We start from the raw sequence: 12773 nt of genomic DNA on the forward strand, positions 1-12773 counted from the left end.
TGTAGCAACTTAGTTTTAAAAGAACAATTTGATGATCATTTAGACAAATGTTTAGTGGACTGATAGTTCGTATAATGTATATTATGTTAAATAGGATATCTAAAGACTGTAGCCTACACAACACTGTTTGTAGCTACAGCTCAGCAACGTGAATTTCTACGATCATAATTCACGTTGCTGAGTATCCTAAGTAACATAATATAAGTTATGCAGAAATCAGACCGCTACTCGACTTGCGTATCAGTCGAGCTTACGCAAGTCTGCGTGGCTATGACTTCAATGTCTGGGTACATGAGGAAAATATCACCTATCGCTTCCCGCATAATTTCATCATCTAAAGCAAAAAATAAGCTGATTGGGAAACCTCCAGCAGCTTATTTTTTAAGATCGAAATGAAATTATATTAGCCTTTAGATATTCCTCCCCCTAAAGCTTTATAGAGTTCAATCAGGTTATTTAGTTTCATTTGCTCAAGTGCAAGTAAACCCTGCTGTGCTGCATAAGCAGAACGTTGGGCATCTAAAACCGTAAAATAACTATCAACGCCCGCTCTGTAATGTGCCATCGATAGTTTATATGTTGCAGATGTGGCTGAAACTAAACGACGTTGAGCACCTAATCGTTCACCAATATGTGCATGTGTAGCAAGCGCATCATTAACTTCACGGAAAGCTGATTGAATGGCTTTTTCATATTTAGCTAAAGCAATTTTCTGGTCAGTTTCTGCAATTTTAATATTCGTTTTTCTTGTTCCCAAATCAAAAATTGGTAGATCGATACTAGGTCCAATTGACCATGCAAAATTACCAGTTTTAAATAAATCTTTAAGTTCAGTCGATGCATAGCCTGTAGAACCAGTAAGGCTTATGGTCGGAAACATACGTGCTTTCGCAGCCCCAATACTGGCCCCAGCTGCACGCAACTCATATTCGGCAACTTTAAGATCTGGTCGATGATTTAATAAATCACTTGGCAAACCTGCTGCAAAGTTTTTCTCAATGGTAATATTTTGAATAGAATGATCCGGAAGTAAATTCTGCGGAATAGAATAACCTGCTAACAAATCCAGTAAATTTTTTGCCTGTTGGATTTGAGTTTTATAAGTTGCAACATCATTTCGAGCAGTCTCTACCGAAATTTGCGCTTGTTTTAATGGAACTTCACTATCAATACCGACATCAAAGCGCTTTTTATTAAGATGATAAGAATCAAGTTGAGCTTTTAAAGTCTGCTCTGCAAGGTTTAAATTAGCTTGAGCAAAGGCATAATTTAACCAAACTTGTGTGATATTGCTGATTAAACTAATTTGAACTGCTTCGCTCGCACTTTGTGTTGCCAGATAATTATTTAATGCCACATCTTTTAAATTTTTTACACGGCCCCAAAAGTCTAATTCATATGCAGTCATTCCTAAACCCACCTGAAATGTTGAAGCTGGGTTATTAGGATTAATAGATGGATTCACTTGCCGTACTGCACTCCCCATTACACCGATAGTAGGTAACTGGTTATTTTTAGTGATTTGGTATTCTTGCTGTACACGTTCAATATTGAGCGTAGCAGTACGCAAATCACGATTATTATTTAAACTGATTTCAATCACCTGTAATAATTTCGGATCAGAAATAAACTCTTTATAACTTTTTTCTGCAATCGTTTTTCCAGAATGATTTTGACTAAAATTTTGAGGAATATGAGATGTGATTGCAGGCTGTGGCGCTTGCATATTGACACATGCAACTAAAGTGACTGAGAGTGTAGAAAGAATGAGTCCACGAGATACGATTGCCGATTTAGACATAGTATTCTCCAAATAAAGTAAATTTTGTGCATATGAAGCATCAGAGGAAATTAAGTATTCCCCTGATGCATTGAACTTAGGATGAGATTTTTTTCTTAGAGGAAAATAGCTTTTCTACTGCACCCAAAATGAAGATAAAAAACACGGGAACAAAGAAAATAGCCAGTATGGTTGCTGAAATCATGCCACCAAAAACCCCTGTACCTAAAGCATGTTGAGTTTCTGAACTTGCACCTGTTGCAATAACCAAAGGAATTACACCACACGTAAATGCAAGAGAAGTCATTAGAATTGGCCGTAAGCGAAGTTTGGCTGCGGCAACAGTGGCTTCAATCAAACTCATGCCTTCCTCTTTTAGCATTTTCGCAAATTCAACAATCAAAATTGCATTCTTTGCCGATAGACCAATAATGGTAATTAGCCCGATTTTGAAGAACACATCATTCATTAAACCTCTAGACATAATGGCAATGATTGCTCCAAAAATACCGAGTGGCACAACCAACATCACAGAAAGTGGAATTGCCCAGCTTTCATAGAGTGCAGCCAATACGAGGAAAACAACGAGCATTGATAAACCAAGTAAAAAGGCCATTTGTGATTCAGACTGTTTTTCCTGTAAGGAAATACCAGTCCACTCGTAGCCAATACCTTTCGGTAATTTAGCAATCAGTTGTTCCATTTCACGCATTGCTTCACCTGATGACGTATCGAAGTTAGGAATACCAGCAATACTCAAAGATGGTCGTCCGTTGTAACGATTATATTGTTGTGGTGCTTTATTCCATTGAGGTGTTACTACTTCTGATAACGAAACTAATTGACCACTCGAACCCATCACTTTTAAGTTCAAGATATCTTTGAGTTGCATACGTGATTTAGCCTCAACTTGTACAATCACTTGTTGCATACGCCCTTGATTAGGGAAGTCATTGATATACATTGAACCCATCGATGTAGAAATGATGTCTGAAACATCAGAAAACTTAACACCGAGCGCACTAAGCTTTTCGCGGTCAATTTTTAAAGAAATATTGTCACCTTGTGGTAGCCCTTCATTCCAAACCATATAGAACTTCTTATTTTTGGCTGCCATTGCCATAAGTTCATCTTGAGCAGCCAGTAAAGCAGGCATACCTAAGTTAGCACGGTCTTGTAAACGTAAACTGAAGCCTGAAAAAGTACCCAACTCATCAATAGAAGGTGGTAATACGGCCATAGTTTCACCTTCCGTACTGTTTGCCATTGAGGTATTAACGGCGCTTGTCATCTTAGATGCAGAGCTAGTCCGCTCTTTGAAGTCTTTAAGTGTCGTAAAAGCCACAGCTACGTTTTGTCCTGCGCCACTAAAACCCCATCCCAAAATGGTGGTATTACTTTTTACATCGGGATTATCTTTCAAATTATTTTCAAATTGATTGACTACATTCCGAGTACGCTCTGCGGTTGCATCTGAAGGTAGCTGGAACGAAGTCATGAACCAACCTTGATCTTCCTCTGGCATAAATGCTGTTGGCCAATATTTCATTCCGGCAAAGGTAATACCGGTAATTACTAAAAAGATCACCATCATTGGAACTGTATGTTTGATGATTTTAAGCAGCATCAATTCATACTTTTTAGTGACTTTATCGAAACTACGGTCAAACCATGCAAAGAAGCCCTTCTTCTGATGATGCCCATCGATTGGCTTTAAAATCGTGGCACAAAGTGCCGGTGTTAAAATAAGTGCCAATAACGCTGAAAATAAAATAGATACCGACATGGTCAAGGTAAACTGTTTATAGATTACCCCTACAGAACCACTCGCAAATGCCATAGGTAAAAATACTGCAGCCAAGACCAGCGTAATACCAATAATCGGGCTGGTAATCTCTTTCATTGCTTTAGAGGTTGCATCTTTAGGACTTAATCCTTCAGTCGCCATAATCCTTTCTACGTTTTCAACAACGACAATCGCATCGTCGACAATAATCCCGATGGCAAGCACCATACCGAACATGGTGAGTACGTTAATTGAAAAGCCGGCAAGCAACATCACGGTAAAAGTACCGAGTAAGGCAATAGGCGCCACAATTGCTGGAATAAGCGTATAGCGGACATTGTGTAAAAATAGATACATCACAATGAAAACCAGAACCATGGCTTCAAGTAATGTATGAATTACCTTTTCAATTGAAATTTTGACAAACGGCGCGGTGTCGTAAGGAATACTAAACTCCATGCCTTCCGGTAAATTTAGCTTCAATTCTTCAATTTTTGCTCGAACACCTTCGGCAGTTTTCACGGCGTTAGCTCCCGGGCTTAATTGAATTGCAGCCGCGGTAGCAGGCTTACCATTTTCCAAAATGGCAAAGTTATATGCTTGTGAACCTATTTCTACATTGGCAACATCAGATAATTTAATTACGCTACCGTTAGTTTTACTTTTTAAGCTGATATTTTTAAATTGCTCAAGACTAGACAATTGCCCTTGAGCCGACAACGGAATAGTAATGAGCTGGCCTTTTTCAGCTGGTAAATCACCAAGTCTGCCGGGTGCAATTTCGACATTATTTTCACGAATGGCATTATTCACATCACTAATCGATAAACCGTAAGAAACAAGCTTATTCGGGTCGACCCAAATACGCATAGCTTTCTCGGCACCGAAAGATTGAACCTTCCCTACACCTTCGACACGTTTTAGCTCTTCTATAACATTTCGAACCAAATAATCACTCAAATCAACTTCGGAATATTGATTATTTGGAGAGTTAATCCCGACCAGCATTAAAAATCCGGACGATGAAGCCTCAACCTGTAAACCTTGCTGACGTACAACTTGCGGTAAGCGAGCTTCTACAGCCTTGATTTTATTTTGAACGTCAACCTGAGCCATTTCCACATCTGTGCCTGGTTTAAACGTAGCCGTAATCTCTGCTGTACCGGAGGTATCTGTTGTCGCACTATAGTAGAGTAGATTTTTTACACCCGATAATTCGCGCTCAATTAAGGTTACAACGCTATCGTTAATGGTTTTAGCTGTAGCACCAGGATAAGTCGCACTAATATTCACCTGTGGCGGGGCCACACTTGGAAAACGTGCAATTGGCAGTTTAGGAATACTCAGCAATCCAAATATAATAATAAAGATCGCGATAACCCAAGCAAAAACGGGGCGACGAATAAAAAATTGTGACATCATGGTTGCGCCCCCTCAGTTATAGAAGCTTTCTTTTCTATACTTGAAGCATGACTGACCACTGCTGAAGCTTTCCATGCTGCCAATGCCAATTTTTGATTTGGCTTAATACGATCAATACCCTCAACAACGACTTTGTCACCCACCTTCAAGCCTTTATTGGCAATATAGTACTGTTCATACTGCTGTCCGATTTCAATAGGACGAACATCAGCTGACCCTTTAGCGTTGATGACATATACCTGAGGCTCACCATTAATATTGCGTTGAATGGCTTGAGCTGGAACTAATAAAGCTTGTGGGATAGAAGCTCGATCAATATTAACTCGTACATACATACCCGGGAGTAGTTTTCTCTCGGTATTGTTTACTTCAATACGGAACGTGACATCACCTGTTTCCGGGTCAACATTAATATCTTCAAACAACATTTTTGCTGTGACGTTATAAGGTTGCCCGTGACTATTGGTAATACGAACGGTTTTGTCACTATTTGCTGATAATTCTCCGCTTTGTAGCGCAGCTTGTAAGCGCTCATACTCACTAACTGATTGCTTTACATCGACATAGACTTTATCAATCTGTTGGATTGTGGCCATGGTATTGGTATCGCCTTGACCAACCAATGCACCTTCAGTGACAAAAGACTGCCCAATACGCCCTGAGATTGGTGCCCGAACAGTTGCATATTGCAAATTCAAATTTTGTCTAGCAAGCAATGCTTTCATTTGAGCAACATCAGCTTGGGCCTGACGATATTGAGCTTGAGCATTACTTACTTCCTGCTTGCTAATCGCATTACTTGGTAAAAGCTGCTCATAACGCTCTAATTGCACTTTTAATCGTGTCACCTCAGCTTCAGCTTTATTGAGTGAGGCTCTATTGCTATTTACATCTGCCTCAAAAGTTTCTGAGTTAATTTTATATAGAGCTTGCCCTGCTCTAACTTCACTACCTTGCTTAAATAGAACTCTTTCAATAATCCCTCCGACTTGCGGACGTATTTCAGCCGTACGGAACGCCTGTACCCGTGCAGGAAGATTTTCACTGAAATTAACCGATTGCGGTTGAATACTTAATACACTGACTTTAGCTGGTGGTGGTTCAGCTTGAGCCGCTTCTTTTGAACCACACCCCTGTAATACCAGCCCAATAGATAAAAATAAAGGAAGTAAAAGATGCTTTTGCATACTGTCCAAACCTAGTGAGTTTTTGATGCTGACATTATTTTTGATGAGTGTGTAGGGATAATCACTAAAGTGTGGAGTAAGTGTGGAGAAATACCGATAATTTAGCGTATGATGAGTTGAAGCACTTTGTATAGCCAGATTTTCTATGTTTGATCATTCTTTTTCTTTTGATTACCAACATAAAGTTATCCTCGTTGTGGAAGATGACTACGACATTGGCGACATTATTGAAAATTATTTAAAACGTGAAGGAATGACGGTTATTCGTGCCATGAATGGAAAGCAAGCAATTGAATTGCACGCTAGCCAACCTATCGATTTAATCTTACTTGATATTAAATTACCCGAGCTCAACGGCTGGGACGTGTTAAATAAAATACGTCAGAAAGCTCAAACTCCCGTGATTATGCTGACGGCGCTAGATCAAGATATTGATAAGGTTATGGCATTACGCATAGGTGCAGATGACTTTGTGGTTAAGCCTTTTAACCCAAATGAAGTCGTTGCTAGAGTTCAGGCAGTGCTAAGAAGAACTCAATTTGCAAACAAAACATCCACTAAAAATAAAATCTACAAAAACATTGAAATTGATACAGACACTCATAGTGTTTATCTTCACTCCGAAAATAAAAAAATATTGCTTAATCTGACGCTGACTGAATATAAAATTATTTCCTTCATGATTGACCAGCCCCACAAGGTATTTACACGTGGTGAGCTCATGAATCATTGTATGAATGATAGTGATGCATTAGAACGAACCGTAGATAGCCATGTGAGTAAGCTGAGAAAAAAACTAGAAGAACAAGGCATATTTCAAATGTTAGTTAATGTGCGTGGCGTGGGATATAGGCTAGATAATCCCCTAGCTATAAAAGATGATGCCTAAATAATATTAAAAATAGCTAGGGAATATTTTATGAAAAGTAAGTTAGGAATTAGTAAGCAACTTTTTATTGCCTTAACTATTGTAAATTTAAGCGTTACGCTATTTTCTGTAGTACTGGGTTATGTCATTTATAACTATGCGATTGAAAAAGGCTGGATTTCTTTAAGCTCACTTCAAGAAGATTGGACCACTTTTCATTTTGTAGATTGGATTTGGTTGGCTACTGTTATTTTCAGTGGCTGTATGATTTCATTAGTGATCGGCATGCACCTCGCAAAGCGTTTTATTGTGCCAATTAACTTCTTAGCCGAAGCAGCAAAAAAAATTAGTCAAGGCGACCTCTCTGCTAGAGCTTACGATAACCGAATTCACTCGGCTGAAATGTCGGAGCTTTTATATAATTTTAATGATATGGCTCAAAAGCTAGAGGTTTCTGTTCAAAATGCACAAGTATGGAATGCTGCCATCGCTCATGAGTTAAGAACTCCAATCACAATTTTACAAGGCCGCCTGCAAGGCATAATTGATGGCGTTTTTAAACCTGATGAAGCTCTATTTAAAAGCCTTCTAAGTCAGGTTGAAGGCTTATCTCATTTGGTTGAGGACTTACGAACATTAAGTTTAGTAGAGAACCAGCAACTCAGATTAAATTATGAGTTATTTGACTCTAAGCCCGTAGTTGAAAAGGTTCTTAAAGCATTTGAAGATCGCTTGGAACAAGCTAACCTCGTACCAGAACTTAATCTTACTACGACTCCTGTTTTGAGTGACCGCCGTCGTATTAAGCAAGTTTTGATTGCTTTAATTGATAATGCTATTCGTTATTCAAATGCGGGCAAACTTAAAATTTCATCGGAATTGGTATCACAAAACTGGATATTAAAAATTGAGGACGAAGGTCCCGGCATTGCAACCGAGTTTCAAGATGATTTATTTAAACCCTTTTTTAGATTAGAAGAATCAAGAAATAAAGAATTTGGTGGCACAGGTTTAGGACTTGCTGTTGTACATGCAATTATTGTGGCACTGAAAGGTACTATTCAATATAGCAATCAAGGCTCAAGAAGTATTTTCACCATAAAAATTCCAATGGAGAATTAAGAATAATTTTACTTTTGAAATTTTTCTTCCTCCTCTTTTATCCTTCTACGAATTTCTTCTCGCCATTTTGTGGCATTTTCTTGTTGTTTATTTAATAGGACACCTAACATATAAGCTGTAACCGCTGCGCCAATTAAAGCAATACCCGTTTCATAAATAATATCTATAACAAACTCTAGCATTCCCTCCGACAAGAAATCTAATGAGCCTGAAAATTTAAGGAATAATGCATTAGCTACTATAGATTGATCATTGAAGCGAATAAGAATGTGAACAATGAGCCTGCTTTAAAAAACTCTTTGTTTAATAATTCCTATGTTAAGTTAGAAACAGCACGGAGCCTTTTAAATGAAGAATATCCAGACTGGATTCAAGGCTTAGATAAAAACGGTTATGACTATGGTGACCTCAATACAATATGTTGGATGACCGTATTTATGGAAAACTACGTAAATAAAGTTGAAGGTCAATACAAAAGCCAACTTAAGGATGAAACCGTAAATGATGTTCATAGCCTATACGGTGAAAGACAAAAAATTATTAAGTTACGCGACAGTAAAGATAAAACTGCTCGAAACTTTGTAGAAGTATGTGAATAGATCATTGTTATAAAAGCCCTGAATGTTCAGGGCTTTTTTAATTTTTTTACGTAAAAAGAAATATCTACTTTGTACCTCAACCCATCCCACTAAAAAATACCTCCAAAACCATCTCATCAACTTCACCCGAGCTTATGGGCCACATTCTATATTTCACGGTAGTTGTATATGCATTTGGATAGTTATTTCTAATTTTAAACAAGCTTTTTATAATAAATCGCCGTGCCGTCATAGTTCCCGTTTGAACTTAATGCAAAGCCTGAGACCGTCTCCAATCGGGTGCATTCAATTTAGACACAAACAATTAAGCTAATAATATATTGATTTCCAATTTCAATAGTTAGAGAATCACGCTTAATTATAAGTTACTACAATAGAGTTCTATATGCTCGTTAAGAAGAATAAGGCTTTGTTTTACATCTTCCCTTTGGTTTTAGTTATCGGTTTCTATGTCCTTTTTCGTGTATCTATTCTTCCTTATATTTATACCAAGCAAGCACAGCATCAACTTTTAACAACAAACAATCAAACAACTGAAATTTATTGGAAAGAGCCAGACCTCTTAGCTAATAAAAAGTATCCAGCAATTATCTTTTTACATGGCATTCAAAAAGATAAACAAGGTGCAAAAGCCTTTGTACGCTCTGGCTTGTTAAATGAATATAGTAAAAAGAACATTTTCAGTGTTGCTGTATCTATGAGTGGATATGGTGAGTCCTCTGGGAAATCAGATTTTTGTGGTAAAGCCTCACAATATAATCTTGTAAAAGCCATTAATTTTGCTCGTTCACAACCTCATGTTGACCCAAATAAAGTTGCGGTGATTGGTATTAGTTGTGGTGCGTCTATAGCAAATGTTGTAGCTAACTCTGGAAAGATAAATGCTTTGGTTCTGGTATCTGGGTTTTATGATTTTAAAGGTATGTATACTCAGTGGAGTTCTAACACTAGAACGCTACCGTCAAATGTAATGGAAGAAATAAATGAATCTATTGCTGCATCAAAAAATATAGAAAATGCGTCGGCATCTAGATCATCGCTACCAATTTCGTCTCACTATCCATCTACTCTTATATTAGTTGGTACTAAAGACCCAATTGTTGACCCGAAGCAAAGTACTCAGCTACATCAATTACTTGATAGTAAAGGTATTCCGAATACCTTAGCACTGATTCAAGATGCTAAGCATCCTGTGCCTGCTAATGTGTGGAAAACTAAAAGTGATTCATTTTTAGAAAATACTTTGAATATAAAAAATTAAGAGATAAATGGGCTGCTCTGTAGATACCTTATATCAACCCTATGGCGGTACTGTTCGACCAAACCCACCTCATACTAAATTTTCTTTTACCTTAAATTCAGCAGCAAGACGTAAATCATGAATAGAAAATTTATCAGCACTATTGTTCTCATTTCTGTGTTTGGAGTTGCTGCTTGTGGTAAAGCTTAAAATGAACAGATGGATACTTCAAAAAACAGTTCTAAAAACGTAAAAACTGAACTATCAGCAAGTGATAAAGCGATTTTAGATAGATATGACTCTATCACAAATGAAGTTGTGACCTCAGGTGAAAATGAAAAGATAAAGCAAACTTTAGAGCCTTTAATTCCTGAAATAAAGAAAGTTACTGCTAAGAAACAAAGAGAAATGGCATTAATGAATATTTATATGTTGTCAGGAATGTACAAAAAAGCTTATGAGCTAAATGAGCAACAGATCAAAGATAAACCCTTGCCTCAACGGATAATGTTTAGATGTACATTGCTTAAAAAACTAAATGAGGCCAAAGTAAAAATTCAACAGTGTCACGAAGCTTCAGCGCAACTCATACAAACCGAATTAAGTAAATCATCTAACAAAAATGATCCTCATTACAGAGACGCCGAATTTGTATATTTAACTGAAATGTATAAAGCTGGTCACACTGAATATAAAGCTAAAATACAGAAATTTATTGATGAGACTAAAGATGTCGCATCAAAAGATAGATATAAGTCTTTGTATGATGTAGATATTGAGTCATTTTATGGTACTGATTCACCAAATTATGTACCAGAATCATTAAAGTAAAACTTAAATAAAAAGCCCTGAATACTCAGGGCTTTTTAAATTGCTTTACACAGATCGAGATATTCACATTCGTATTGAACGTATATGCTGTACATCCTGATAAATAAAACTATACAGCACTGTCTACCCCTCTTTGCTATCATTCCGGCACTTCATGAAAATAAGAAGGAAGAGTTTTGGCGACACCATATATAACTATAGGCTGCCCAACTTCAGGTGGTGGTCAAGTAATTTCTGGGAACAGTATGTTTCTAGTTGACGGTATTCCCGTTGCCTGTGTCGGTGATAAAGCAACCTGCCCAACTCATAAAGTTGTTGCGACAATTGTCTCAGGTGATCCATACATGCAAATTTTTGGTAAATCAGCTGCGCGTGTGAATGATTCACTTTCATGCGGTTGCAAATTATTGCCTCAACAAAATTTAGTTGTGCAGGATAATGGCGGTGGTTCGTCTCAAAGTGCCACTACTACTAATACAGCTGCTCAAGATAGCTTTGTAGAAGATAAGTCAAAAGAATATGGAATTCAGTTCCAGTTAAAGGATGAGAAGACACAAAAGATCTTTAGTGAAATTCCTTATTCAATTATTTATAAGAAGGATGGAAAGGTGGAAACCGGTTGGACCGATAAAGAAGGTAAAACGCATGTTATCAATGCTGCCACACCTGATGAGGTGGAGTTTCAGACGATTGATGCTTCTAAACCGCTACCACCGCTTTAAGGATTGAAAATGGCACAAGATAAAGTATTTTCTCCGACACTCATTCCATCTTTGGATAACGAGGTAAAAGTCTGTCATGCAGATGAGTTACTGGACCCTCTCTTATGTAATAGCATTGTTAAAATCCTAAACTACCATACAACAGTACCCTACACTTTCATGATGAATCAGGCACAATGGGATTGGGTAAAACAGCATTATCCATTTGAGCATGATCTAGCAATCCGTTTTGGTCTTGAATTTGATTTACGTCAATTTTCAGATGAAGTGTTAGAACGCTATTCATTCCATACGATGATGTATTTGAAGTTCACCCTTTATGCTCAAAAACACTCTAGGAATAAAGGCGCCGAGATGATTACAGAGCTTGCAAAAGATACTTTTAAAGCTCGTATGGCAATTGCAAAACAAAACTTTGGTGAAATAATAGATTTGGCATTATCTAATGCGAGTAAGCCTGTTCTTGCAGCTAATGCATTAGCTACGTATACCAACAATGGACCATATGGTATTAACGAATATATGTATAAAAACGTCTTTGGTCGTACTTACGATCAAGCCACTGTTTCATTATATATTCAGAAATACCACTACACTCCACCTAATAACCGCTTCTCACTATGAAAATTACATTAATATCAATATTGATACTTTCCAGCTTATTCCTAACTTCTTGTAAGGCTTCGACAGATAAAGAAGACATTGATAACTATGTGAAAGTAGATCTGAAAAATTATGCTACTGACAATTATAGATTGATCATTGAAGCAAATAAGAATGTGAACAATGAGCCTGCTTTAAAAAACTCGTTGTTTAATAATTCCTATGTTAAGTTAGAAACAGCACGGAGCCTTTTAAATGATGAATATCCAGACTGGATTCAAGGCTTAGATAAAAACGGTTATGACTATGGTGACCTCAACACAATATGTTGGATGACGGTATTCATGGAAAACTACGTAAATAAAGTTGAAGATCCATACAAAAGCCAACTTAAGGATGAAACCTTAAATGATGTTCACAGCCTATACGGTGAAAGACAAAAAATTATTAAGTTACGCGACAGTAAAGATAAAACTGCTCGAAACTTTGTAGAAGTATGTGAATAGATCATTGTTATAAAAGCCCTGAATGTTCAGGGGACTGTTCTAAATTTTGTGTAAGTACTTAATTTTCATTTATCCTTCAGAGGATAATTACAAAAGGTACTTCACAT

General features: G+C 37.3%; 9 protein-coding genes and 3 pseudogenes. 8 read left to right on the forward strand and 4 right to left on the reverse strand.

What is annotated here, in order from left to right; all coding sequences use genetic code 11:
* Positions 1 to 403: 403 nt before the first annotated feature.
* The 3 genes from adeC to adeA all read right to left on the reverse strand — a co-directional run bounded on the left by adeC (position 404) and on the right by adeA (position 6175).
* A complete protein-coding gene (adeC, locus tag HJG58_RS08735) occupies positions 404 to 1801 on the reverse strand; it encodes a multidrug efflux RND transporter AdeABC outer membrane channel subunit AdeC (protein WP_170248595.1) in 1398 nt (465 codons plus the stop codon).
* Positions 1802 to 1877: 76 nt separating this feature from the next.
* A complete protein-coding gene (gene adeB / locus HJG58_RS08740; protein WP_170248596.1) occupies positions 1878 to 4988 on the reverse strand; it encodes a multidrug efflux RND transporter permease subunit AdeB in 3111 nt (1036 codons plus the stop codon).
* On the reverse strand, positions 4985 to 6175 hold the full coding sequence (adeA, locus tag HJG58_RS08745; RefSeq protein ID WP_170248597.1) for a multidrug efflux RND transporter periplasmic adaptor subunit AdeA: 1191 nt from the start codon (positions 6173 to 6175) through the stop codon (positions 4985 to 4987). Before adeA ends, adeB begins: the two co-directional genes overlap by 4 nt.
* A 145-nt stretch (positions 6176 to 6320) precedes the next feature.
* On the opposite strand from adeA, the gene adeR reads away from it, so the two are divergent.
* Positions 6321 to 7064, forward strand: coding sequence for an efflux system response regulator transcription factor AdeR (adeR, locus tag HJG58_RS08750; protein ID WP_170248598.1), 744 nt, complete (start codon positions 6321 to 6323; stop codon positions 7062 to 7064).
* Between the two features lie 30 nt (positions 7065 to 7094).
* Positions 7095 to 8165, forward strand: coding sequence for a two-component sensor histidine kinase AdeS (gene adeS, locus HJG58_RS08755; protein WP_170248599.1), 1071 nt, complete (start codon positions 7095 to 7097; stop codon positions 8163 to 8165).
* A gap of 8 nt (positions 8166 to 8173) precedes the next feature.
* On the opposite strand, the pseudogene HJG58_RS08760 reads toward adeS, so the two are convergent.
* Positions 8174 to 8407 (reverse strand): annotated as a pseudogene (locus HJG58_RS08760) (hypothetical protein); the annotation flags it as partial.
* On the opposite strand from HJG58_RS08760, the pseudogene HJG58_RS08765 reads away from it, so the two are divergent.
* From HJG58_RS08765 to HJG58_RS08790, 6 genes and pseudogenes are all read left to right on the forward strand, one after another.
* Positions 8405 to 8764 (forward strand): annotated as a pseudogene (locus tag HJG58_RS08765) (hypothetical protein); the annotation flags it as partial. The pseudogenes HJG58_RS08760 and HJG58_RS08765 sit on opposite strands and share 3 nt — an antisense overlap.
* Positions 8765 to 9149: 385 nt before the next feature.
* Positions 9150 to 10025 (forward strand): alpha/beta hydrolase family protein, encoded by an 876-nt coding sequence (locus HJG58_RS08770; protein ID WP_170248600.1) that lies wholly within the window; start codon positions 9150 to 9152, stop codon positions 10023 to 10025.
* Between the two features lie 117 nt (positions 10026 to 10142).
* Positions 10143 to 10835: pseudogene (locus tag HJG58_RS08775) on the forward strand (hypothetical protein).
* Between the two features lie 176 nt (positions 10836 to 11011).
* Positions 11012 to 11557, forward strand: coding sequence for a PAAR domain-containing protein (locus tag HJG58_RS08780; protein ID WP_170248601.1), 546 nt, complete (start codon positions 11012 to 11014; stop codon positions 11555 to 11557).
* Positions 11558 to 11566: 9 nt separating this feature from the next.
* Positions 11567 to 12181 (forward strand): hypothetical protein, encoded by a 615-nt coding sequence (locus tag HJG58_RS08785; RefSeq protein ID WP_170248602.1) that lies wholly within the window; start codon positions 11567 to 11569, stop codon positions 12179 to 12181.
* On the forward strand, positions 12178 to 12666 hold the full coding sequence (locus tag HJG58_RS08790) for a hypothetical protein (protein WP_170248603.1): 489 nt from the start codon (positions 12178 to 12180) through the stop codon (positions 12664 to 12666). Before HJG58_RS08785 ends, HJG58_RS08790 begins: the two co-directional genes overlap by 4 nt.
* Positions 12667 to 12773: the final 107 nt, after the last annotated feature.

This window comes from Acinetobacter geminorum (assembly GCF_013009345.1).
Classification (GTDB): Bacteria; Pseudomonadota; Gammaproteobacteria; order Pseudomonadales; family Moraxellaceae; genus Acinetobacter; species Acinetobacter geminorum.